The sequence below is a fragment of the Anabaena sp. 90 genome (assembly GCF_000312705.1).
GTDB lineage: Bacteria > Cyanobacteriota > Cyanobacteriia > Cyanobacteriales > Nostocaceae > Dolichospermum > Dolichospermum lemmermannii.
The window spans coordinates 3,881,591-3,900,557 of sequence record NC_019427.1 but is presented as its reverse complement, the minus strand read 5'-3'; the positions used below and the strand labels follow the sequence as shown (position 1 = coordinate 3,900,557).

General features: G+C 38.3%; 25 protein-coding genes. 13 read left to right on the top strand and 12 right to left on the bottom strand.

The features are described 5' to 3' along the window. The first annotated feature begins 42 nt into the window (after positions 1-42). From ANA_RS16885 to ANA_RS26695, 11 genes are all read left to right on the top strand, one after another. Complete coding sequence (locus tag ANA_RS16885) at positions 43-492, top strand: hypothetical protein (RefSeq protein WP_015080868.1); 450 nt, start codon at positions 43-45, stop codon at positions 490-492. A 156-nt stretch (positions 493-648) separates the two neighbouring features. Next, on the top strand, positions 649-1,293 hold the full coding sequence (locus ANA_RS16880; protein WP_015080869.1) for a hypothetical protein: 645 nt from the start codon (positions 649-651) through the stop codon (positions 1,291-1,293). A 63-nt stretch (positions 1,294-1,356) separates the two neighbouring features. Then, positions 1,357-1,665, top strand: coding sequence for a hypothetical protein (locus ANA_RS16875; protein ID WP_015080870.1), 309 nt, complete (start codon positions 1,357-1,359; stop codon positions 1,663-1,665). A gap of 168 nt (positions 1,666-1,833) precedes the next feature. Next, on the top strand, positions 1,834-2,046 hold the full coding sequence (locus ANA_RS16870; RefSeq protein WP_015081237.1) for a hypothetical protein: 213 nt from the start codon (positions 1,834-1,836) through the stop codon (positions 2,044-2,046). Positions 2,047-2,118: 72 nt separating this feature from the next. Next, positions 2,119-2,397: a hypothetical protein gene (locus tag ANA_RS16865; RefSeq protein WP_041458119.1), complete on the top strand. Its 279-nt coding sequence runs from the start codon at positions 2,119-2,121 to the stop codon at positions 2,395-2,397. 71 nt (positions 2,398-2,468) lie between these two features. Next, a complete protein-coding gene (locus ANA_RS16860) occupies positions 2,469-2,834 on the top strand; it encodes a hypothetical protein (protein WP_148279074.1) in 366 nt (121 codons plus the stop codon). Between the two features lie 75 nt (positions 2,835-2,909). Further along, a complete protein-coding gene (locus ANA_RS16855) occupies positions 2,910-3,359 on the top strand; it encodes a hypothetical protein (protein ID WP_148279073.1) in 450 nt (149 codons plus the stop codon). A gap of 110 nt (positions 3,360-3,469) precedes the next feature. Continuing rightward, entirely contained in the window at positions 3,470-3,673 is a 204-nt protein-coding gene (locus ANA_RS16850) for a hypothetical protein (protein WP_015081233.1), read from the top strand. Positions 3,674-3,766: 93 nt separating this feature from the next. Then, the gene (locus tag ANA_RS16845; protein ID WP_015080876.1) at positions 3,767-4,042 is read left to right on the top strand and encodes a hypothetical protein; all 276 of its coding nucleotides are present in this window, start codon (positions 3,767-3,769) and stop codon (positions 4,040-4,042) included. Positions 4,043-4,109: 67 nt separating this feature from the next. Further along, the gene (locus tag ANA_RS16840; RefSeq protein ID WP_015081232.1) at positions 4,110-5,159 is read left to right on the top strand and encodes a DUF5131 family protein; all 1,050 of its coding nucleotides are present in this window, start codon (positions 4,110-4,112) and stop codon (positions 5,157-5,159) included. Further along, the gene (locus tag ANA_RS26695) at positions 5,152-5,301 is read left to right on the top strand and encodes a hypothetical protein (RefSeq protein WP_158310550.1); all 150 of its coding nucleotides are present in this window, start codon (positions 5,152-5,154) and stop codon (positions 5,299-5,301) included. Before ANA_RS16840 ends, ANA_RS26695 begins: the two co-directional genes overlap by 8 nt. 197 nt (positions 5,302-5,498) lie before the next feature. On the opposite strand, the gene ANA_RS16835 is transcribed toward ANA_RS26695, so the two are convergent. The 9 genes from ANA_RS16835 to nifB all read right to left on the bottom strand — a co-directional run bounded on the left by ANA_RS16835 (position 5,499) and on the right by nifB (position 12,121). Beyond that, complete coding sequence (locus tag ANA_RS16835; protein ID WP_015081231.1) at positions 5,499-5,870, bottom strand: hypothetical protein; 372 nt, start codon at positions 5,868-5,870, stop codon at positions 5,499-5,501. Positions 5,871-6,313: 443 nt separating this feature from the next. Next, the gene (locus ANA_RS16830) at positions 6,314-6,691 is read right to left on the bottom strand and encodes a type II toxin-antitoxin system VapC family toxin (RefSeq protein ID WP_015081230.1); all 378 of its coding nucleotides are present in this window, start codon (positions 6,689-6,691) and stop codon (positions 6,314-6,316) included. After that, positions 6,691-6,924 (bottom strand): hypothetical protein, encoded by a 234-nt coding sequence (locus tag ANA_RS16825; protein ID WP_015081229.1) that lies wholly within the window; start codon positions 6,922-6,924, stop codon positions 6,691-6,693. Before ANA_RS16825 ends, ANA_RS16830 begins: the two co-directional genes overlap by 1 nt. A 69-nt stretch (positions 6,925-6,993) precedes the next feature. After that, positions 6,994-7,218 carry a hypothetical protein gene (locus ANA_RS16820; RefSeq protein ID WP_015081228.1) on the bottom strand — a complete coding sequence of 75 codons (225 nt, stop codon included), beginning with the start codon at positions 7,216-7,218 and terminating at the stop codon, positions 6,994-6,996. A gap of 73 nt (positions 7,219-7,291) precedes the next feature. Then, entirely contained in the window at positions 7,292-7,474 is a 183-nt protein-coding gene (locus ANA_RS16815; RefSeq protein WP_041458116.1) for an AAA family ATPase, read from the bottom strand. A 209-nt stretch (positions 7,475-7,683) separates the two neighbouring features. Next, positions 7,684-8,583, bottom strand: a complete 900-nt coding sequence (nifU, locus tag ANA_RS16810; protein WP_015081226.1) for a Fe-S cluster assembly protein NifU — start codon at positions 8,581-8,583, stop codon at positions 7,684-7,686. A gap of 94 nt (positions 8,584-8,677) precedes the next feature. After that, positions 8,678-9,943, bottom strand: a complete 1,266-nt coding sequence (gene nifS, locus ANA_RS16805; RefSeq protein ID WP_015081225.1) for a cysteine desulfurase NifS — start codon at positions 9,941-9,943, stop codon at positions 8,678-8,680. A gap of 285 nt (positions 9,944-10,228) precedes the next feature. Continuing rightward, positions 10,229-10,573: a DUF362 domain-containing protein gene (locus tag ANA_RS16800; protein WP_015081224.1), complete on the bottom strand. Its 345-nt coding sequence runs from the start codon at positions 10,571-10,573 to the stop codon at positions 10,229-10,231. A gap of 108 nt (positions 10,574-10,681) precedes the next feature. Then, a complete protein-coding gene (nifB, locus tag ANA_RS16795; RefSeq protein WP_015081223.1) occupies positions 10,682-12,121 on the bottom strand; it encodes a nitrogenase cofactor biosynthesis protein NifB in 1,440 nt (479 codons plus the stop codon). Between the two features lie 945 nt (positions 12,122-13,066). On the opposite strand from nifB, the gene miaB reads away from it, so the two are divergent. Further along, positions 13,067-14,428, top strand: coding sequence for a tRNA (N6-isopentenyl adenosine(37)-C2)-methylthiotransferase MiaB (gene miaB, locus ANA_RS16790; protein ID WP_015081222.1), 1,362 nt, complete (start codon positions 13,067-13,069; stop codon positions 14,426-14,428). 104 nt (positions 14,429-14,532) lie between these two features. Here the strand turns inward: miaB and ANA_RS16785 are convergent, their stop codons facing one another. Together ANA_RS16785 and sir are read right to left on the bottom strand one after the other, a co-directional pair. Further along, the gene (locus tag ANA_RS16785; RefSeq protein WP_015081221.1) at positions 14,533-15,408 is read right to left on the bottom strand and encodes an SDR family oxidoreductase; all 876 of its coding nucleotides are present in this window, start codon (positions 15,406-15,408) and stop codon (positions 14,533-14,535) included. 407 nt (positions 15,409-15,815) lie between these two features. After that, on the bottom strand, positions 15,816-17,729 hold the full coding sequence (sir, locus tag ANA_RS16780) for a sulfite reductase, ferredoxin dependent (protein ID WP_015081220.1): 1,914 nt from the start codon (positions 17,727-17,729) through the stop codon (positions 15,816-15,818). Between sir and ANA_RS26690 the strand changes: the two genes are divergently transcribed. Then, a complete protein-coding gene (locus ANA_RS26690) occupies positions 17,719-17,931 on the top strand; it encodes a hypothetical protein (RefSeq protein ID WP_041458115.1) in 213 nt (70 codons plus the stop codon). The genes sir and ANA_RS26690 overlap by 11 nt on opposite strands. On the opposite strand, the gene ANA_RS26685 is transcribed toward ANA_RS26690, so the two are convergent. Further along, entirely contained in the window at positions 17,928-18,956 is a 1,029-nt protein-coding gene (locus ANA_RS26685; protein ID WP_041458114.1) for a transposase, read from the bottom strand. The two genes, ANA_RS26690 and ANA_RS26685, sit on opposite strands and share 4 nt — an antisense overlap. Between the last annotated feature and the right edge of the window lie 11 nt (positions 18,957-18,967).

Here is an 18,967-nt window from a genome sequence, read left to right as displayed (position 1 = left end):
AACTAACCCCTCTAATAAGTTAATTACTGAAGTTAGTTTATCATGAAAAATCTGGAAAAGTTACTTGAGCTTAGAAACAATATTTCTAAGTTGCAATTTGAAATTGAAGGCTTGATGCCAGAAGCAGTTGGTGAAGCAATAGAAGTTTTGGGTACTTGTGAAAACACCAAAAATAAAACTGTTTACCAGAACAATAACAGCAAAATTGTTTTGGTATTCAAGAAACAATACGAAACACCTCAAACTGATTTGAAGTTAAACAGACTTGAATCAGATATCAGAACAGCAACGGCTAAATTATCTCAAAATAAAGCCAACGATTTAGCTAGAATTGAATCGGAAATTGAGAAGCATCAACAAGCGATCGCTGAATTAGAATTAGAACGCAATCGTGTAATATTCACTCCATATCTTTCTAGGCTGAAAAAGGAATATGAATTACGTCGTCAAGAGACAATGACATTAAAACCAACCCTTTCAGTGTTCTTGTAAATTGTTTAGAATTAATGTAGAACTTTGGTAATAAATACTAAGTTTCTACATTTTTTCTGTGCTACCGCTTTTAGGTTTTGGCTTTTCATTTCAGATTAGTCATGTCATAAGTTTTTGGATTTTTAAATAGTTTGAATTGTAATAAGAGGAAAAATCATGTTTTCAGTATTTGGGAAAAAACCAGTTGATGCAATTTCTTTACCTGATGTACCTTATAGTGTGAGATTAAACTGCAAAGATGGAGGAATATTTGTAGGTGGAAAAGAACCACAGCACAGACGCAGTAATCCAGATGATAAAATTGATATTTCTATCATCAAAGTCTCTAAGTATTATGGAAATCTGGGACTACAATATACAGGTCAATGGATTCAATTATTCTTTGTTGCTGCACCAAACATAGATCCCAAAATATTGCCACAAAATACAGTCTGTGTTTGCTATATCAAGAAACAAAGTATTTCCAACTTGTTTAGCAAAGTTCAAGATGTAATTAGTGAACAAGATCCGGGTATGGGAATATTCACTATCAAATTCAACAAAGAATCTGGTAAAGATGGTCCATACTATACAGTTGCTTTCGACTGGAGAGAACGTCAAGGTGAACCCGAAAACAAGCAATTGCAACAAATAGCTGGATTGTTACAGACTCAACCAGCTTTATTTGATTTTGAAGGTACTCGTGATATGCAGTGTTTGGATGGTTTGTCTAGCGAAGAAATAACTGCACTTCTTGAAGGTGGCCAAGAACAGCCAGAGTTACCACCATCAAATGTTAAGAAGATTAAAGGCGGTAAATAATTGATTTGATTTAGGTTTTGGGCTGGGAGAAATCCCGGCTCTTTTTTTAGTTAGAGGAAATTTATGAAATTATTAACAGGTTTTACGCCAAAAGCTTTGCTAACAACAAATAGATGTTACCGTCCTCCATCACCAAAACAAAGATTGTTGAAATTAGTTGATACTCTAGAAATACATGGAGTGTTAACTGATTATAATGCAAGATTGATTGAAGCGATTGCATTATCTCCGTTATGGGATGAGGAAGATCATAAAGATTTTATAGGATTGGGCTTAAAGATTGCCAAACGGCAATTTAGCGATATGACTATGAACCATACCTATGAACAAAGTTTAGCATCGCCAGAAAATCCAAATAACTGGAAAGAGTAAAGATAAAAACCGAGTTAGTTATTACTGGCTCGGTAACAAAATTTGATTCTGGCATAGCAAAACACGAAACAGAGAAAACTAGGGATTTAAGTTTTTGGACAAACTGAAATAGTTGCCTTTTTTTATTGGGCTACCGCCTAATGATGATGTTGTTTGTTTGAAAGAAAAATGCTTGAATCATTAATTAAGTTAGAATCTAAAATCCAAGATGGTATAGATACTTTCAGTGAGTTAGATTCTATTTGTTTGGAATTAATTGATTTAATTAATAATAATGAAAACCAAGAAATTAAATCAAAAGCTGAATTGCTAATGGAAACATTAAAACCGCAATGGACAAGTATTAGTTTTCAGGCTTGGATGATTGGGGAGATTTTGTAATGTTGAAAAGTTTTTTCTGTGGGGACGCTACCGCTGCAAGGTTGTGGTTTTTTATTAATTGCGAGGACACCCATGAATAACATGATAGTTCATTACGAAGGATTCCAAATCGAAATTTATGAAAATCACCCTACCTGGATTGACCAACGATATGCTTCCGAAGTTAGTCTTTCCTCGCATCCTGATTTCTATATATTTGATGGTAATGCTTGTACTCCAGATTTTAGCAGTTGTTTGATTAAATCTCTGAGAAACTGTGATGACCTGGTTAGAGATTATGGGGCAAATGTTATTTTTGAACCAACCTTGGTATTGAATCCTCCTGGTTGGAATGACCCAGACAATTTCTAACAATTAGTTGGCAATACATAAGGGTATTGCTGACTTTTTTAATGCTATCGCTTATTGGGGCTGTTGACTATATGGATAAATTAGAAATGTACGCAGAACTGTTTGATATTAAGAAAATGGAAAAAAGAACCTGGATTTCACCGGATAAAAAGTTTATAGAGTTTTTAGAGAGTTCCATGTTTGTATGTAAAGACCCTCGCTATGATGATGGATTATATGGACATTATGAAATTCAAGTGACCAGATGGGCTAAGAACACTAAAATCGCATTAGTCCATATCTTTTTTGACCCCGGACTGATAGGAGATGGTGATAAACCAGATTTAGATGAAACGTTTATACAAGTTCGTAAAGCTCCAAATGATGATATGGAAACTTTATGTAAATTTGTAGATGAATTAATTGAACTTGCTAATAAGAAAACATCTTTTATCTAGTTATTTGACTCAGGAATAAACCTGAGTCTTTTTTAATGCTATCGCTTGATGATTGTGTTGATTTTGGAATCCCCAATGACTGAATTTAGCTGTTTAGACTGCAAACACCATATACATTATTATAATTCTCCTAGTATGGGAGAAGGTGAGCCAGAATTAGAGTTTTATTGTGAACATGAATTAGTTGCAGAATTTGAAATAGAAGATGAATCCGAACTTGTTGATATCGCCGAAAACTGTGATTATTTTCAGTATAACATAACAGTTGAACCAATTTACTTGGCTTCAATAAATGAACAGGAAATCCGTAGATTAGGTAATCTAATCAAGAAAGAATATTTGTTAGAATCTCATACAGAAAACTCGTTAAAAATGGCATTTTTTCTGATTGCCAAGTCTGCAATTAATCTGTATGCCAAAAACTACAGTGATGAAAATTGGTGTCTGGAAACTTTGAAAAACCACGAATTAGTTAAGGAATTGGCTAATAAACTTCAACACTACTTTCTAGAAGTTTATCAGTAATTAACCGGGTTGGGGTTTCCCAGCCTATTAATGTTCTCATGTTTAGAAAATGATTAATGCTACCGCTTAGTGGTATTGGTAATCATTAATGTTACATAATGGAGAAAAATATGTCTGAATCTACTGGCAATAATCTCGAAACTAATCAATCTCGGTTTGCTAACTTCGATGATGATGAAATCAATTTACTTTATGCCTTACTAAGATATGGCTATAAATATCCAAGTAATCTACCTGATGATTGCATTGGTGCATACGATATGTACCAGGAAATTTCTGCTGAGATTGCTAAAAGGAGTCCTAAAAATAGCTAATTAACTGGAATTATAGGCTGGGAAAAATCCCGGCTTTTTTTAATGCTACCGCTTAATGATTTTGGTTAATTTTCAATAAAAATAGAGGTTAAAATGTTCATCAAAACCATCGCAGTTAGCTACGAAAGAAAGTTTAACTTAGGCGACTTTAATAGTGCCGTATTAGGCTGTTCACTCTGGGCATCAATATCAGAAGGAGAAAACGAGGATATGTGTACTCAACTTCTCCAAGATAAATGTCGGGAAGCTGTCAGAGAAGAATACAGAAAACTGCTTGATAAATCCAAACCAGTAGAGACTTTCACTGTTAATGGTAATTCCCCTGTTGCCGATGAATATATACCAGAAGGTGATATCTATGGTAATTAAATGACAATTAAGCTGGGGTTATCCCGGCTTTTTTTAATGTTTGATGTTAATTAATAAGGATAAAAAAATGAGTAAAGATTCTAATATTGAATGGACTGGTAATACATGGCCAATAGTAACGGGGTGTGATCCAGATTCGGACGGCTGCGCGAATTGTTATGCAGTGTTAGAAAGTTGGATTCATGCACATCATCCCAACCCCAAAATATCCGATGTTTTTGCAGGAACAGTCAGAAAATCAACCAATGGTAAACTGCAATGGACAGGGCAAATCAATCTACAACCCCAACGCTTAAAATGGATTTTGGAATGGGGAAACTGGGAAAAACCCGAACTCGTATTTGTCGCTAATTTGGGGGATTTATTTCATGAAAAAGTTCCCTTTGAGTTCATAGATGAAGCTGTGGCATATATGATCATAGCCCGGTGGAACATTTACCAAATTCTCACCAAACGCCCAGAAATCATGTATCGGTATTTCACCAGTCCTGACCGTCTTCAAAAGATTAAGTCTGCATTGGTGAAAGCTAAATCCGAAATACTAGAAGCCAAATTAACAAAACGGGTACGCAAATTGGTTGAGGAAAGTTGCAGATTCTTAGAGGAAACGGAACTCAAGTTACCATTGGATCATCTGTGGTTGGGGTATTCAGTATGCACACAGAAAGACGCTGAAGATGTTTATTATCTGCTAAAAACACCTGCCAAAATTCGTTTTCTCAGTTGTGAACCGATTCTGGAAGACATTGATTTATCAGAATGGTTAAGCGAGTTCATTGGTGCGGGTATCTGTGATGGTTGCGGAAAGGAAAAAAGTCAACTATACGGTGTTGATGCTTATCCTGTATGTGGTGCGGCAATTTGTAATCAATGCGCCCCCAGACTACATTGGGTCATATTAGGGGGAGAGTCAGGGGCAAATGCTAGAACTACTCATCTTGAACATTTACGTTCGCTCCTGAATCAATGCCAAAAAGCCAACATTCCTCCATTTATCAAACAACTTGGTGCTAAACCGATATTGAATAACCAACCCTATAAAATCAGCGATAAAAAAGGTGGAATTTTATCTGAATTTCCAGAAGATTTACAAATTAGGGAGTTTCCAAATGTCTAATCAAGATAATCAAAGGTTGAATAACTGCAAAAGTTGCAACTCAAAGAATACAACTGACGACCATAATCATGGTTTCTGGGAATGCCAAGACTGTGATGAACTTTGGGCTTATAATATTGATGATCCAGACTGGATGAACTAGAAGATTTGCTTCAAAAAAATAATTATCAAATATGAAAACTAATAGCTGTCTCTATAACAGAGATAGCCTTTTTTTAACAAGAAAATGAACATTAATTTCATACCAAAACAGATGCTCTAGAAACCCGCAAAGACAACAAATTATCCCACCCAGAACTACTCAACCATTAAGCTTATGGAAAAAAATAACTATAAAGATTAATTAGGCTTCACTATTTCTATAACTTCTTTAAATCCAAGCGATCGCACTAAAACATCACTCGTAACCGCGATCATAAATTGAAAAATTATCAGTCCCACTAAAATAGATGTGAGTCCACCGGGAATTTTTTCTATTAAACCAATAAATTCCTCTGCTTTTCTAATTCTATCTTTATGTAAATCGAGTTTATTCCAGTTTTCTTTATCAGAATCCTGATGAGTTTCTAATACCTTTATTTGAGTCGTTAGCAAAGAAAAAGATTCTTCTAGCCTGTAAACTCGCTGTTCTATATTGTAGAATCCTGAAGTTTTTTGTTGCAAGTCTTGAATGCCTTGCAAGATTAGGTTAAATTGATTTTGATTTTCCATATTATTTAATTCCCGCTAAATCATTTTTGTGTTTGGCTCTTAAAGTTTCAACCTGATTTTTTTTGACTGGTTTTCATAGTCTCCACTTGTTTAGCTAAAGAAGCTTTTCTGGTTTTCCTTAAATATTATCTATCGTTCTTGTGCTTTGCTTTTAAAGAGGTCATCGCTTGCCTCTGTTGAAATCTTAAAGCTGCTTTTCTTTCGATATTGTTGCCATATTAACTCCTCAATAAATTGATATTTTTTCTATCAATTATATCTGATATTTTTCAGTTTAAGTACAATCTTTAAAATTTTATTCTTATAAAGTGCTGAGATTAAACTATTCTAGAATCAGAATCATGCTCCTCAATGATCTTTTCCATTGCGACACGACGAGAATAACGCTCCTCTTCCTTGCGGAACTTGTAGCTGTCGATAATCTTGTCGGTTCATGATGGAAGTTATTTAATAGTTACACCAATGGTTTTTACACCTAAACGGCTGAAATCAAGTGTATTGTTGGTAACAACAGTTAAACCGTTAACCAAAGCTGTCGCACCGATGATGGCATCTGGTGTTTTGGTCTTAAATTTCTGTCTGAGCAAGATAGCCTGTTCAGTGATAGCTTCTTTCAGATCGAATACTGTGGCATGGCTGATAAATTCCCTCGCTTTAGTATGCAATTCAAGGTCAGCCGCAAACTGCCCCCAGCCCAAAAATTCGATTTTGGTGATAATAGAAATTTTGAAACTATCGGCGAGTATGGCGTGGATGGCTTCGTCATCTGTCAACCCGTTAAAATAGTAGATGATGATATTGGTGTCAATCAAGTAAGCCATTAGAGCCAACCTTCACGATTACTGGTTAAGTAGTCATCAATGACTTGCTTTGGTTGGTGAGTAACCCCAAAAAACGAGCGTGGACTAAATGGCTGGGTAGGTTGCTGTATTTGTCCGAATTTAATACTATCTTCCTGCGCTAGTTGTGTTAACACTATCTGTACTAGTTGAAATTTATCCGCATGGGATAGGGCGGCAATCGCGGGTAATATTTCTGCAATTGATGTTGACATGGTGGTTGATCTCTAGAGGTTGGCTTGATAAAATATGGCGGCTGAGTAGCATAAATAATCAAATTGCTATCAATCAGCATCGTCTCTCCCGAATAAATTGCGATCTTGGCGTTGTTCACGCTGCCAAACAACTGGATCAGCAATTTCTGCAAAAGGATTTAACGCCACCGCCTGCGCCAATGCTTGCGCCAAACCTTCGCGCCTTACTTGGTTTGAAGTGATAGGCGTTTTCTCTCGTGCTTTTTGTTCTAGAGCGGCGGTATGGTGTTGAATTTGTTGCAAAATAGGGTTCATAGCTGTCGTTTCTCTAGTAGTACCGACGATATCTATATTACAGGATTACAAGAGTTCGCGGTAAGCGTAAATCTCAGTGGCTGTGAGAGGTGTCCATATTGTTAAAACGAGTAGAGTCAGCTTTAGGATCGCAACCTACGATCATGATGCGTTGACCCATTTCAGCCATAGCGGCTAAAGTATTTTGAGAAGTGGTAGATTTACCGATACCGCCCTTGCCGTAGAAAGCTATCTGTCTAATTTTTTCTTCAGTCATTGTTCGTGTTTCCTAGAATTAGTTGATTGGTGGTTTTGTTGGTTCTCACGGCCAAGTTCTACGGCGGTGAGCGTTTGTAGAACGTCGCTATCTATGGAGGCGATCGCTCTACAGAAAATTTGGTGGTGTTCATGGTGTTTATTGGGTTGTAGGATTTTTGTTTGTTGTCAGTTATTTTTTGTTAATGACCACTGACTAATGACTAATTTCTAAACTGCTTCGACAATAATTTCTTTACTGATGCGATCGCGTAATCTCGCTTCAATCGCAATCTTTAAAGTGGCTGTGCTGCTAGAACATGAACCGCAAGCACCTTTAAGAATTACCTTAATTTTATCGCCTTCAACATCATAAAGTTCCACATCTCCCCCGTCGGCGATTAAAACGGGTCGGACTTCTTCATCTAATACTTTTTGAATCAGAGCAATTTTTTGAACTGTAGTTAATGGTTTTTGTGGCTCTGAACTAGGAATTTCTGTTTTAGCTTTCGCCTTGTAGCTGTAGAGATTTTTGTTGGCGGCTTCCTGCTTTACTTCTCTTATTATATCATCAATCTTCGTTAAACAAGAACCGCATCCGCCACCAGCTTTTACATAATTTGTTACTTGCTCTGCACTGAAGAGATTGTTTTGTGCAACTGCTTTCTTTATCTTAGCATCAGTTATTCCGAAACAGCTACAGATGAGGACACCTTCTTCATCGTCATGTGCCTCTAGAGGAATGCCACGATAATTATAAATCGCAGCTTCTAGAGCCTCTTGACCCATAACAGAACAGTGCATTTTCGCTTCAGGTAAACCACCTAAATAATCAGCAATTTCCTTATTTGTCACACCCAAAGCTTCATCTAAAGTCAAACCTTTGACCATTTCAGTTAAAGCGCTTGAAGATGCGATCGCACTGGTACAACCAAAAGTTTGAAACCGAGCATCGAGAATTTTATCTGTTGCTTCTTCAACTTTCAAATGTAATCTTAAAGCATCACCACAAGCAATACTTCCCACTTCACCAGTTGCCAGTTTCACACCAGCTTCGCCAGTTTCTTCAATAGCACCCTGGTTTTTGGGATCGTAAAATAACTCTAATACTTTATCAGTGTAGTCCCACATAGTTAATTTTAGATTTTGGATTTTAGATCGGTGATTCGTAATTTTTGATTAGTCAGCAGTCAGTTTTTACTTGCTACTGACCACTGACTAATGACTAATGTACCGGCGAAGCATTCGGAGAAAAGCCTTTGGGAGAAACCGATAATTGATCGCCCGAATGCTTCGCCCCTACGGATTGTTGTTGTAACCAACCTGCTTCATCATTTTTGAAGGGAGATAAAGCTCGGAGACGGTCAACAATTTCCGGCATTACTGCTATTACTTGATCAATTTCAGCTTCGGTTGTGTAGCGAGAAAGACTGAAGCGAATTGAGCCATGTAAAGTAGTGTAGGGTAAACCCATTGCCCGTAAAACATGAGAAGGTTCAAGAGAACCAGAAGTACAAGCAGAACCAGAAGAAGCACAAATACCGTACTTATTTAAAGAGAGCAAAATTGCCTCACCTTCAATATATTTGAACCCGATATTTGTAGTATTTGGTAATCTATGTTTGATATCACCATTTACTTCACAGTCAGGAATTTTGGATAGAAGAGATTTCTCTAAATAATCGCGCAACTTTGTTAATCTCTGAGATACTTCTTCTAAATGTAACAGTTCTAATTCCGCAGCTTTGCCAAGAGCAATAATTCCCGGAACGTTCTCTGTACCGCCTCTGCGTCCTCGTTCTTGATGTCCACCAACTAAGAGAGGACGGAAACGAACCCCACGTCTCACATACAAAGCACCAATACCTTTAGGAGCATGAATTTTGTGACCAGATATAGTTAACATATCTATGGTGCTGGTCTTCATATTCAAGGGTATTTTGCCTACCGCTTGCACTGCATCAACGTGGAAGAGAGCGCCGTATTCCTTAACCATAGCACCAATTTCTTCAATTGGAAATATCGTGCCGGTTTCATTGTTGGCATACATCATTGTTACCAAAGCAGTATTACCAGTTAGAGCAGCTTCTAACTCACTCAAATCCATTTGTCCATGAGAATCTACCGACAAATAGGTAACTTGATAACCTTTAGATTCTAATTGTTTGCAGACATTTAAAACTGCCGGATGTTCTACTTGGGAAGTGATGATATGACGTTTTTCAGGTTGAGCTAATAAAGCAGCATGAATAGCAGCATTATCGCCCTCAGTTCCGCAACTGGTAAAAACAATTTCTGATTCGTCTGCTCCCAGTAAAGCAGCAACTTGTTCTCTAGCTATTTTTACAGCCTTCCCAAGTTGTCCACCAAAAGTGTGCATACTAGAAGGATTAGCATAATAGTCCGTCAAATAAGGCATCATTGCCTCAACAACTTGAGGATCTATTTTAGTGGTGGCATTATTATCAAGATAGATACAATTATTTTGCATGATTTTCCATATAAAAGTATAAAGTAGGGGCGAAGCATTCGGGCGATAAATTATCGGTTTTGTCAAAGACTATTTTCCCAATGCTTCGCCCTTACAGGGGCGATAAATTATCGGTTTTGTCCAAGACTATTTTCTGAATGCTTCGCCCTTACAGGGGCGATAAATTATCGGTTTTGTCGAAGACTATTTTCCCAATGCTTCGCCCTTACAGGAGTCAGAAATTCAGAAGGAAGATAAATATAAATATTCTCTATTTCCTATTTCCTCTTAACTGTTACCTGTCACCTATATAACTATTGGTCCTTGATGCTTTTGCAATTGTTGGGCAATCTTTTGGGAATAAGATTTATACCAATTCTCCCAATAGTCTTGCTTATTGGTTAACTTTGCTCTCACACGGTTGTAAGTAGCAAACCAACTTTCCCAATAATCACTAGGTTGTTTAACGCAACCATCAACAGTAGGACAACTGGCTTTACATTGAGGTACGGTGTGAATACTACCAGCGCAATTTGTGCAAAGTTCCGAGTCAATCCAGTAATTACCGTCAACTTCTTGAATTGCACCGGTAGGACAAACAGATAAACACAACTTGCAGGAAATACACTGGCTAGTAATTTCGTAAGCCATGATTATTTACCTTTGTGGGAATTGGTGAAGAGGTAATAGGTGATTGGTAATTGGTGATTGGTGATTGGAACATATTACCCATTCCTATTACCCATTACCTATTACCCATTACCCATTAGCCTTAACATATTGCTCGTAAAATTCTAAAGCAACCTTTTCAATTACGTCATAGGCTTCAACAGTTTGGATTCCTGCTGCTTCTAGTTTTTCCTTGGGACAATTGCCTATTTTCGATACCAAGACTGCTTTACAATCTGCAATTGATTTCATTATATTGTCTGCGGTAGCTGCTTCGCTGTAACCACCTTGACAATATTGATCAATCTTGCGGTGACTAACAAAACGAACTTCATTACCATCAACTTCATAAACTTGAAATTCTTTGGCGTGTCCGAAATGTTGGTTAACTAATCCACCACCTTTTGTTGCTACTGCAATCAAGATTTTAGGACTATTAGCAGATTTTTTGCCAGTTGATGCTTTATCTTTTGCAGCCTTAATTTCTTCTCTAAATTTCTCAATCCCTTCGTGAACTTCTTGACGAGTTTCAAAGTTATATTCTGGAGCCATTTCCATGAACTTATCTTTAGTAAATTCTTGGCTACGATCTTCTCCTAATAATCCTACCGCATCGGCTCGACACTGGCGACAGTGGCGCATCATTTTCATGTTACCAGAACAGCTATCTTGAACTTCTTTCAGTTCTTTTCCTGTTGGTCCACGTTGACCAGTTAAACCGAAATGTGTACCATGTTCTGGTGCAGAAATGAGCGGCATAATGTTGTGTAAGAATGCTCCTCTTTCACGAATAGCCTTATTAACTTCTACCAAATGTTTGTCATTAATTCCGGGAATCATTACGGAATTAACTTTGCATAAGATATCAGCTTCTTTGAGAGCTTGCAATCCTTCCAATTGTTTTTCTAGAAGAATTTTTGCCCCTTCAATCCCTCTGTAACGTTTGCGTTTATAGTGAACCCAAGAATAGATTTCTGCACCTATTTCGGGGTCAATGGTATTAAGGGTGATAGTAACGTGATCTATATTTAATTGCTTGATGCGATCAATATGTTCTGTCAGCATCAAACCGTTAGTAGATAAGCACAATTTAATATCTGGTGCTTTATCGGCAATTAATTCAAAAGTCCGAAAAGTTTTTTCTGGATTAGCCAAAGGATCACCAGGACCAGCAACTCCCAACACAGTCATTTGAGGAATTTTTCCGGCAATTACTAACACTTTATGGGCAGCTTCTTCCGGTGTGAGTAATTCACTCACTACTCCAGGACGACTTTCGTTAGCGCAATCATACTTGCGGTTACAATAGTTACATTGAATATTACAAGCTGGAGCAACGGCAACGTGCATCCGTGCATAGTGATGATGAGCCTCTTCACTATAGCAGGGGTGTTTAGAAATGCGTTCTATGAGTTTTTCATCCATTTCTGGAGTTGTGGTGCTGTCGCAACCGCAAGCAGCAGATGTAGCAGGGGCGATAATGGCATTCTCAAAGTCGGAGGTGAGAATATCTGTAGCAGGTAGTGTCATTGAATTTCGCTGTTGGAGGTGGACTTGAGAGCCACTGTGGGAGATGCTTTTACTACTGCCAATATCTAAATTATTTTAGACATGGTGCTAATCTCATCCCTCCACTCACTTTTGACTGCTAACTTGGTTTTGTTAAGGAGCGTTAAGTGATTGGCGATAAATGATTTATAGCAGCCCTTTTTTTTGCCCCCCTTCATTGACAGGGGATAGAACTTATTGGATTTATTATGTTTGTACTCAAATCCTTAAATCCTTGCATTGCAACGATACAAAAATTAAAAAAGATTTTTTCGGGTAGGGGTACGAGTATTTATAGTGAGGGGTACGAGTATTTATAGTGAGGGGTTCAGGATTTCTTTGTACTCATCTCCAAGTCAATACCTGTAAGGATTTCAGCTATCTTTTTATTGGGTTTTCTTGATATTCGACTGTACTCAACTTTTCGGCAAATTATCCTGAAAACTCTTGTTTATCAAGAATTTAAGGGTAAAAAACTGGAGTAAGACTAATCCGACTACTCCAGATCCGAGCGAAATTCAATTCTGTATACAACCTATCATTTTTTTTCGGGTAAAAATGCAATTTATATTTTTTTATTTTTTCGATTATTAATGATATAAATTGTAGCTGTATATCTTGCTGTATAAGGAATATACCTTTGCTATATCATCTATATTAATGCAGATAATTTGCAAAAGATTTAATTTTTTGATCATTATTTATTGGTGATTGGTTATAATTTTGTTAGCCATAAACTTTCGATTATTACTACTATATATATGTAGTGAACAAACCAAATTAGGGAAAATGTGATGAAAGCTGTTATTATCCATATAGATATAAAAGGTGTGAAACTTCTGTTCAATGAGCCTGTTTCTGCCAGAAAAGTTGTAAACTGAATAATAAACAGATTTGATATACATTACTAACTAAGCGTAATTCCCAATGACCACTAACCGCCATTACCACATTATTACCTTCGGTTGCCAAATGAATAAGGCCGACTCTGAGCGCATGGCTGGCATCTTAGAGGACATGGGCTTTGAGTGGTCAGAAGACCCAAATCAGGCAGATTTAATCCTTTACAACACCTGCACCATTCGGGATAATGCGGAACAAAAGGTATATTCTTATTTAGGTAGACAGGCCAAACGCAAGCAGGAAGAACCTGATTTAACTTTGATTGTTGCTGGTTGTGTTGCCCAACAAGAAGGGGCAGCTTTACTGCGACGGGTGCCAGAATTAGATTTAGTCATGGGACCACAACACGCTAATCGTCTGAAAGATTTGCTAGAGTCGGTTTTTGCAGGTAATCAAGTTGTCGCTACTGAAGAAGTTCACATTTTTGAAGATATCACCCAACCGCGTCGGGATAGTCAAGTCACAGCTTGGGTAAATATCATTTATGGCTGTAACGAACGTTGTACTTATTGTGTAGTTCCTAACGTCCGTGGTGTGGAACAGTCTCGCACACCAGAAGCGGTTAGATCCGAAATTGAACAGTTAGCGAGACAAGGGTACAAAGAGATTACGCTCTTGGGTCAAAATATTGACGCTTATGGACGAGATTTACCCGGTTCTACTCCCGAAGGTCGTCACCTGCACACATTGACAGATTTACTTTATTATGTACATGATGTACCGGGCATTGAACGCATTAGATTTGCCACGAGTCATCCGCGTTATTTTACAGAAAGATTAATTAAAGCTTGTGCAGATTTGCCCAAGGTATGCGAACATTTCCATATTCCCTTTCAGTCTGGTGACAATGAGCTTTTAAAAGCTATGTCACGGGGTTATACACACGAAAAATATCGCCGGATTATTGATACTATTAGAGGATATATGCCAGATGCGTCAATTAGTGCTGATGCGATTGTGGGTTTTCCCGGTGAGACAGAAACACAGTTTGAAAATACTTTGAAATTGGTGGAAGATATCGGTTTTGATTTAGTGAATACTGCGGCTTATTCACCCCGTCCTGGCACACCTGCGGCTTTGTGGGATAATCAACTCAGTGAAGAGGTAAAAAGCGATCGCTTGCAAAGATTGAATCATTTAGTTAATATTAAGGCAGCCGAGCGATCGCAACGTTACTTTGGCCGCATTGAAGAAGTATTAGTAGAAGCGCAAAACACCAAAGACACAAATCAAGTCATGGGAAGAACCGGCGGAAATCGGCTTACGTTCTTTACTGGTAATATTAATGAACTTAAAGGACAAATAGTCAAAGTCAAAATTACCGAAGTTCGGGCTTTTAGTTTAACTGGAGAAGCAGTAGAAGTTCGTCAACCAGTGACAGTTTAAAAAAAATACAGGAGTATGGTGTCAGCTATACTCCCCGTCCGTAATCTCAGGCAAAAAACCTGAAAAACGACTTTGCATGGGGCGTTATGCTTCGCTAACAGACCCTAACAGGTAGATTTTAATATTTCTAACTCCTCTCTCACAGATAATGATTGATAACCCAAAGCAAAAGCCTGGGAACTATCTAAAGAAACATCTTTTGGCCTTGCTGCTGCCATTTTCACATCTGCCTGAAAACAGGATTTTAATTTATCATTTGGAAGTTGTAAGATTTCAACTAATATTTTCCCAAATTCATAACGGGAAATTCTCTCTTTTCCACCTAAATGAATGATCCCATTAACCTTTTCTAAAGCTAATAATAACCCTTTCGCGGCTGTATTTGCACTAACCGGAGTGCGAAATTCATCTATAAATAAACTTAGTTCTTTTCCGTCTTTCAATATTTGGATAAATTGCTGAATAAAGCTTTTAGCTGTGGGTGTTTCCCTGCCAAACATTAACGGCATTCGACAAATAGCCGCTTGGGGATATACTTTTAATATACCTGCTTCAGCTTCGACTTTTTGTTCACCGTAAATATTAACAGGTGATACTTGATCTATTTCTTGATAAGGTGCATTTAAACCATCAAAAACTAAATCGGTAGAGGTAAAAGCTAAAGGTAAAGAATTATCAGCACAAAGTCCCGCAATATCACAAGAGGCTGTAACATTGATTTTATAAGATTCCTGGGAATGAAGTTGACAATAATTTGGTTGAGATTGGGCAGCAGTGTGAATTACTGCATCCGGTTTGATATCATTAAATATCCCTTTTAATTCCTGAAAGTCTGTTAAATTAACTTTCACCATTTTCATATCAGGTATTTCTAGAAAATGGGTATGATATGTACCATAAACTTCCCATCCTAGCTGCGCTAATTGACAAAGATGCCAACCTAGAAATCCACTAACACCTGTAATTAAAAGTTTTTTCATATATCATATATATTTGATTCTCAACTACAATAACTTGATTTCTCTCCGTGCCTCTGCGCCTCTGCGTGAGAAAGAAAAATGTAATTAATTCACCCAAAAATAGCTGTAATTCAATCTCACGCAAAAAACCCCAAAAACAACTTTGCGCCTTTGCGTGAGAATCATTGGTGTCAACTTAACGCAAAATCTTCATCCCGCAAGAAACTCAAGTTCCTTGCTAATAGCGAAAGTCATCTAAAAGATGACTAAATACTAGGAAAATTTATTAGTCCGTTTTAACGGACTTGAGCTATGAGACAGGGAATTTATTCCCTGGCGGGTGTGGAAGCTAAACAAATAAGCCACTTGTACTGAGCTTGTCGAAGTATCTGTAACCTAAGTTGACACCAATGCGTGAGAATATCTGACTACAGAGTTTGGAAATAAGCCTCCAAAGCCTCATGTACCAAATCAGTCATCGGTCGTTCTTGTTTTTCCGCCGTTTCCTTGAGTTGCGCGTAAAAATCATCCCGCAGACTGATGCGGTGACGGGACTTACCGCTGCTAGTAGGATCTCCTGGTGTGTAATCAGCCACAAATTCCCTAATTGCATCAAAACCCAATCTGTCGCAAAAATCCCCAAAACTTTCTTTCGGTGTCCGCGACTTTTTAAAGAAGACAAAAATCGGTTCTAGAAAACTTTCAAGATCATTGTGGTGCAGTCTTTCCACAAAAGGTTGCGCTAACCGAGTTTGATTTGGTGAACCACCCAACCATACTTGATAAGACTCCACAGCGCTACCCACCAAACCCAATTCTGCCATATAAGGACGAGCGCAACCGTTAGGGCAACCGGTCATCCTCACCACAAAATGCTGATTTTGTAAACCTAATTTATCTAATAAAGCCCGAATTCGTTCTAAAATTCCAGGAATGGCTCTTTCCGATTCTGTGATTGCTAAACCGCAAGTAGGTAAAGCCGGACAAGCCATAGCATAGCGGGTTAATGCTGCTATTTGGCTAGGATCAGCAACAACGCCACATTTATCCAGAATCTCTTGAATTGCTGCTTTATCTTCTGGTGCAATATCGTAAAATAGCAGGTTTTGATTACCTGTGAGCCGAATAGGCAGATTAAATTGCTCAACAATTGTCCGCAAAGCGGTTTTTAGTTGGAATGTTCCGTCATCTTTCACACGCCCGTTATCAATGGAAATACCCAAAAATAGTTTACCATCGCCTTGTTCATTCCAGCCCAAGAAGTCCTTATATTTAAACTGGATCAGAGGTTTAAAAGGTTCGAGTTTTTTGCCAAGGTATTCTTCTACCTGAGTGCGGAATTTATCTACACCCCAATCATTAATTAAGTATTTTAACCTCGCGTGTCGTCTGTCCGTGCGATCGCCATAATCTCGTTGTGTCGCTACTATAGCCTTTACAAGATTATAGACATCAGCTTTGGCTACATAGCCAATGGGGTCAGCGGCTCTAGCAAAGGTTTCTTCTTTATTATGGGTTCTCCCCAGACCACCACCAGCAAAAATATTAAATCCTGCTAATGCACCTTTTTTATTGGTAATCACTACCAACGTCAAATCTTGGGAATATAAATCAACAGAATTATCTCCCGGAACTGTGACGCAAATTTTAAATTTGCGGGGCATATAGTGAGTTCCATAGATGGGTTCTACGGAATCATGAAGAATAGTACCATTACCGTTGGTTTGTCGGGCTGCTTTGACATCTGGATGTTCTTGAGCGCTAATGGCTTTTTCCCCATCTAACCAAATTTCATAATAAGCACCGGTTTGGGGAGAAAGTAAATCAGCGATATTTTGGGCATATTCCCAAGCATACTGATATTCTGAGCGATTTTTAAAGGGGGCTGGAGGAGCCATAACGTTGCGGTTAATGTCACCACAAGCGCCCAAAGTTGAACCGAGATTTTCGACAATTGTAGCGATCGCCGCTTTCAGGTTCTTTTTTAAGATACCATGTAGCTGAAAGCCTTGGCGAGTAGTAGCTCTGAGGGTATGATTACCATATTCATCAGCCAGTTTGTCCAAAGCCAAATAAAGCTCAGGGGGTACTAAACCACCGGGATTTTTTGTCCGCAGCATCATTTGGTAATCTTTTTCCTGACCCTTGATGCGGTTATCACGGTTATCCTGTTGATAAGAACCGTGAAACTTGAGAATCTGAATTGCGTCTTCACTAAAGTGGGTAGTGTCCTCAAGGATTTCCGTGGCTACAGGTTCACGTAAAAAATTACTATTTTCTTTGATACCTTCGACTTTGGAAGGCTGACGATTGGTCGTAGGAGAAGCAGCAGTGTTAACCATTACGGTAGATACGTTTCTGAATAAAGCGGTAGACAAAATTAAAATTAAGCAATTAATAGCACCTATTTGGCTAAATAAACTACTTAAAATCAGTCGGAATTATGAATATTATTTTGATTTTAACATGGTCAGAGGCCACCTTGATCAAGCGGCGGTTAGAGTAGCTAACTACTCCAACCAGCAAATATTCGCATTGCCTTAGACCAAAGACAATGAGTAGACTTGACCATCAATCAACAGTCGCGTAATCCCTTTAGCTTGTAAATGGCTACTAGCTTTATGGAGCATTTGACTATCGGGAACTTTAATCACGCGATCGCGCTTAGTAGAAAAGCGTTTAGCTACACGATGGTTATCAAAAATTGGCAGTGTTTTCTGTTGATTTTCCAAACTAGGAATGAGACCCAAATCACCAAAATCCTTGAGTGGCCGGGTAATTAACTCCGCAGAACGATCAATTACCAAATAGCAAGTTTTCGGTAAATTAGCGACTGACAATGGTAAAACTTGTACAGATACTTCCCCATTTCCCCGTCTAGTAACTAGGGGTTTTGGAGCTTCATAGTCTTCGTCCTCAAAGTCCTCCTCATCCTCATACAAATCATCATCTAAATCGTCATCTTCTAAATCATCAGGTTCATCCAACAAATCTTCATCGAGAATTTCCGCAAACAGACTCGGCTGTGAATATCGAGTTTCTACCTCTATCTTTGGTTTGGGGACAATGGGCGTTTCCGTTGGCTTGTGTCTAACAATTTCCAGTTCTTTGACAATAGGAGTTTCCTTGATAACAGGAAGCTTGGGTTTTTCCACTGCTGAGGAGCGTGTTTTCACCCGTCTATTAGCCGGAATCGGTTGATCAAAATCAAAATCATTCTCTGGTTCTGGTTTTGGTAATGCTTCTGCTTCTATTGTGGGCTTTTCTACTTTTGGGTTCAATAACTCCCCACCACTGCTGACGCTGCTAGAAGCCTCTACTAGCAATGGTGGTTGGGTCAACAGCGGTAACTGCTCATAACTTACCTGCGCTCTGCCTTCAGGGGTTCTAGCAGCACGTTTTAAAGAGACGAGAAATTCGTACTCTTCTTCTGGTAAGGTACTTTTAAGCAGACGGCTAATTGTAGAGTTACTCACACCATAGCGTTCTGCTAAAGTCGAGGTTGTTTCCGCAGTTTCTCGATATAGCTTGAGAATTTCTTGTTTGTCAGAATCTGTTAATTTTCTCACGGTAGACACCA

What these genes read in the sequence shown, in the direction of transcription:
- ANA_RS16785 (WP_015081221.1), bottom strand. Translation starts at nt 15,408, where the DNA reads ATGAAAAAACTTTTAATTACAGGTGTTAGTGGATTTCTAGGTTGGCAT.
- ANA_RS16835 (WP_015081231.1), bottom strand. Translation starts at nt 5,870, where the DNA reads ATGGAAAATCAAAATCAATTTAACCTAATCTTGCAAGGCATTCAAGAC.
- ANA_RS16825 (WP_015081229.1), bottom strand. Translation starts at nt 6,924, where the DNA reads ATGTCAACATCAATTGCAGAAATATTACCCGCGATTGCCGCCCTATCC.
- nifB (WP_015081223.1), bottom strand. Translation starts at nt 12,121, where the DNA reads ATGACACTACCTGCTACAGATATTCTCACCTCCGACTTTGAGAATGCC.
- ANA_RS16855 (WP_148279073.1), top strand. Translation starts at nt 2,910, where the DNA reads ATGACTGAATTTAGCTGTTTAGACTGCAAACACCATATACATTATTAT.
- ANA_RS16880 (WP_015080869.1), top strand. Translation starts at nt 649, where the DNA reads ATGTTTTCAGTATTTGGGAAAAAACCAGTTGATGCAATTTCTTTACCT.
- miaB (WP_015081222.1), top strand. Translation starts at nt 13,067, where the DNA reads ATGACCACTAACCGCCATTACCACATTATTACCTTCGGTTGCCAAATG.
- sir (WP_015081220.1), bottom strand. Translation starts at nt 17,729, where the DNA reads ATGGTTAACACTGCTGCTTCTCCTACGACCAATCGTCAGCCTTCCAAA.
- ANA_RS16820 (WP_015081228.1), bottom strand. Translation starts at nt 7,218, where the DNA reads ATGAACCCTATTTTGCAACAAATTCAACACCATACCGCCGCTCTAGAA.
- nifU (WP_015081226.1), bottom strand. Translation starts at nt 8,583, where the DNA reads ATGTGGGACTACACTGATAAAGTATTAGAGTTATTTTACGATCCCAAA.
- ANA_RS16875 (WP_015080870.1), top strand. Translation starts at nt 1,357, where the DNA reads ATGAAATTATTAACAGGTTTTACGCCAAAAGCTTTGCTAACAACAAAT.
- ANA_RS16860 (WP_148279074.1), top strand. Translation starts at nt 2,469, where the DNA reads ATGGATAAATTAGAAATGTACGCAGAACTGTTTGATATTAAGAAAATG.
- ANA_RS16850 (WP_015081233.1), top strand. Translation starts at nt 3,470, where the DNA reads ATGTCTGAATCTACTGGCAATAATCTCGAAACTAATCAATCTCGGTTT.
- ANA_RS26695 (WP_158310550.1), top strand. Translation starts at nt 5,152, where the DNA reads ATGTCTAATCAAGATAATCAAAGGTTGAATAACTGCAAAAGTTGCAAC.
- ANA_RS16800 (WP_015081224.1), bottom strand. Translation starts at nt 10,573, where the DNA reads ATGGCTTACGAAATTACTAGCCAGTGTATTTCCTGCAAGTTGTGTTTA.
- ANA_RS16865 (WP_041458119.1), top strand. Translation starts at nt 2,119, where the DNA reads ATGAATAACATGATAGTTCATTACGAAGGATTCCAAATCGAAATTTAT.
- nifS (WP_015081225.1), bottom strand. Translation starts at nt 9,943, where the DNA reads ATGCAAAATAATTGTATCTATCTTGATAATAATGCCACCACTAAAATA.
- ANA_RS16815 (WP_041458116.1), bottom strand. Translation starts at nt 7,474, where the DNA reads ATGACTGAAGAAAAAATTAGACAGATAGCTTTCTACGGCAAGGGCGGT.
- ANA_RS16840 (WP_015081232.1), top strand. Translation starts at nt 4,110, where the DNA reads ATGAGTAAAGATTCTAATATTGAATGGACTGGTAATACATGGCCAATA.
- ANA_RS16845 (WP_015080876.1), top strand. Translation starts at nt 3,767, where the DNA reads ATGTTCATCAAAACCATCGCAGTTAGCTACGAAAGAAAGTTTAACTTA.
- ANA_RS16885 (WP_015080868.1), top strand. Translation starts at nt 43, where the DNA reads ATGAAAAATCTGGAAAAGTTACTTGAGCTTAGAAACAATATTTCTAAG.
- ANA_RS16870 (WP_015081237.1), top strand. Translation starts at nt 1,834, where the DNA reads ATGCTTGAATCATTAATTAAGTTAGAATCTAAAATCCAAGATGGTATA.
- ANA_RS16830 (WP_015081230.1), bottom strand. Translation starts at nt 6,691, where the DNA reads ATGGCTTACTTGATTGACACCAATATCATCATCTACTATTTTAACGGG.